The sequence below is a fragment of the Agromyces humi genome (assembly GCF_009720255.1).
Taxonomy (GTDB): domain Bacteria; phylum Actinomycetota; class Actinomycetes; order Actinomycetales; family Microbacteriaceae; genus Agromyces; species Agromyces humi.
In genome coordinates this window covers 1-2244 of the sequence record NZ_WJSP02000501.1, presented here as the reverse complement: position 1 = coordinate 2244, position 2244 = coordinate 1, and the positions used below count along the sequence as shown (strand labels likewise).

The 2244-nt window shown below is 71.3% G+C and carries 4 protein-coding genes; 3 read left to right on the top strand and 1 reads right to left on the bottom strand.

Features of this window, described 5'->3' with window-relative positions; translation table 11 throughout:
* Positions 1 to 175: 175 nt before the first annotated feature.
* Positions 176 to 577 carry a peptide-methionine (R)-S-oxide reductase MsrB gene (gene msrB / locus GH736_RS21450; RefSeq protein WP_159606919.1) on the bottom strand — a complete coding sequence of 134 codons (402 nt, stop codon included), beginning with the start codon at positions 575 to 577 and terminating at the stop codon, positions 176 to 178.
* 245 nt (positions 578 to 822) lie between these two features.
* Between msrB and GH736_RS21445 the strand changes: the two genes are divergently transcribed.
* From GH736_RS21445 to GH736_RS21435, 3 genes are all read left to right on the top strand, one after another.
* Positions 823 to 1122, top strand: coding sequence for a DUF3263 domain-containing protein (locus GH736_RS21445; protein WP_159606917.1), 300 nt, complete (start codon positions 823 to 825; stop codon positions 1120 to 1122).
* A 30-nt stretch (positions 1123 to 1152) separates the two neighbouring features.
* The gene (locus GH736_RS21440; protein ID WP_159606915.1) at positions 1153 to 1701 is read left to right on the top strand and encodes a LytR C-terminal domain-containing protein; all 549 of its coding nucleotides are present in this window, start codon (positions 1153 to 1155) and stop codon (positions 1699 to 1701) included.
* 204 nt (positions 1702 to 1905) lie between these two features.
* A complete protein-coding gene (locus GH736_RS21435) occupies positions 1906 to 2109 on the top strand; it encodes a cold-shock protein (RefSeq protein WP_159606913.1) in 204 nt (67 codons plus the stop codon).
* Positions 2110 to 2244 lie beyond the last annotated feature (135 nt).

Below are 2244 nucleotides of genomic sequence, written 5' to 3'. Positions count from 1 at the left end.
GCTCACGCGCCGCTCCCCGCAGCGCGATGACGCGCCACGGCCGTAGCGCGGCGTGGTCGGCGACGCGGCCCGCTCCCTCGATCAGGGCGAGGAGCGCCGCATCGTCGGGCGCGGCATCCGTCACCTTCGGCGACGACCGCCTCGACAGGGCGGCGTCGAGCACCGACGCCACCCCTCAGGACTCCGCGGTGAAGTCGAGGGCGATCGAGTTCATGCAGTAGCGGTCGCCGGTCGGCGTGCCGAATCCGTCGGGGAACACGTGCCCCAGGTGCGAGCCGCATGCGGCGCATCGCACCTCCGTGCGCACCATGCCGAGTGAGGTGTCGTCGATGAGCTGCACGGCGTCGGGCCGCACCGACTCGTAGAAGCTCGGCCAGCCGCATCCGGAGTCGAACTTGGTGCCGCTCTTGAAGAGCTCGGCGCCGCAGGCGGCGCACGCGTAGACGCCCGCGCGCTCCTCGTCGAGCAGCTCGCCCGTCCACGGGCGTTCCGTCGCGGCCTCGCGCAGCACGGAGTAGCGCTCCTCGCCGAGCTCGGCTCGCCATTCCTCGTCGCTCTTGTTCACGCGGTACTCCACGCGTGCTCCTTCCGGTCGGGTGCCATGGCGGCAGGCACCATGCTCGCAGGTCTTCCTGCATGAGATGCAACGCGCGTCGGATGCCCCGTGTTCCGGTTCCCGGCTCAGGCCACGGTGTCCCGGGTTCCCGCGACGGTGTTCCCGGGTTCCGGCGGCGCACACGCCGTTCCCGCTCGGCGTGCACACGGCGGCGGTTCCCTAGGATGTGCTGCAACGGCGAGCGGCCGTGAGCGACGGGAGGACCCATGGGCGTTGAGCGCGTGCCCTCCCGCGGCGACGGCGACGCCGCGCTCGACGACCGCGCGATCCGCGTGCTGGCCTTCGAGGGGCGTGCGTGGCAGCAGCCGGGCCTCAAGGCGCAGGCCATCCGTGACGAGTTCGGCATCTCCGCTGCCCGGTACTATCGGATCCTCGGAGAGCTCATCGATTCCCCCGCTGCGCTCCGTCACGACCCGATGCTCGTCAAGCGCCTGCAACGGATGCGTGAGGCGCGCGCAGCGATGCGAGCCCGTCGCTCGCTCTCGATCGGCCGCGCGCTCGACTGAGCGCGGCCCCGACCCCGACGACTGGACCTCATGGCGCAGAAGTTCCCCCGCGATCGTTTCGACTCCATCCCGCACGGCATCGAGCGCGTCGGAGCGCACCGCGCACCGGCGCGGCGCGGCGCCGGCTGGGTGGCGTTCGGATGGGCGGCGCTCGTCACCGTGGTGCTCGTCGGCGTCGGCATCGGCGGCGTCATCCTCTTCAACGACCGCCTGAACTTCGGCGATACCGGCGCCGTCGCCACCCCCACGCCCACCGCGGCCGTGACCGCGCCGCCCACGGTCGCACCCGACATCCCCGTCACCGTGCTGAACGGCACGACGACGGCCGGCCTCGCCGCCCGCGCCGGCGAGACGCTCACGGCGGCGGGCATCCCCGTCGGGACGACCGCGAACGCCAGTGAGAACGACCTCACCGAGACGGTCGTCTACTACGCCACCCCCGACCTCGAGGGCGCCGCGCGTGGCGTGGCCGCCGCCATCCCCGAGGCCGACGTGCGCCTCTCGGAGCAGTTCGCCCAGATCGGCACCCCGCTCGTGCTCGTGGTCGGATCCGACTACGCGACGGCGACCGGCGGTTGATCCGCGGCGAATCGTTGCCATTCCGCGACATTTTCTTGCGCCGAACCCCTTGTGCCGCGAAACCACGTCGTTAGTATCTGGAATTGGTCGCTCTCTCCCGTGTCTCACCCGGCGCCGCATCGGCGCCATGCCGGCACGACCCGAGGGCCCCGGTACAGGCGACAGGCACGTGCTGATCGACGAACGGCAACATGGGAGCAACGCATGGCGAACGGAACCGTGAAGTGGTTCAACGCTGAAAAGGGTTACGGATTCATCACCGTCGACGACGGGGGCCAGGACGTGTTCGTCCATTACTCCGCGATCGACATGGCCGGCTACAAGGTGCTCGAAGAGGGCCAGCAGGTCGTCTTCGAGGTCGGCACCGGGTCCAAGGGTCCGCAGGCGGAGGGCGTGCGCCCGGCCTAGCCGATGGACTCGAACGCGCCGCCGGCTCGCCGACGGCGCGTTCGTCGTCCTCCGACCAGGATCCGGGCGCGCCGTGGCGCCCGGTGCGCGCGGTGCATGGCTAGCATGACCGCATGGCGTGGCCCGCTCGCTCGG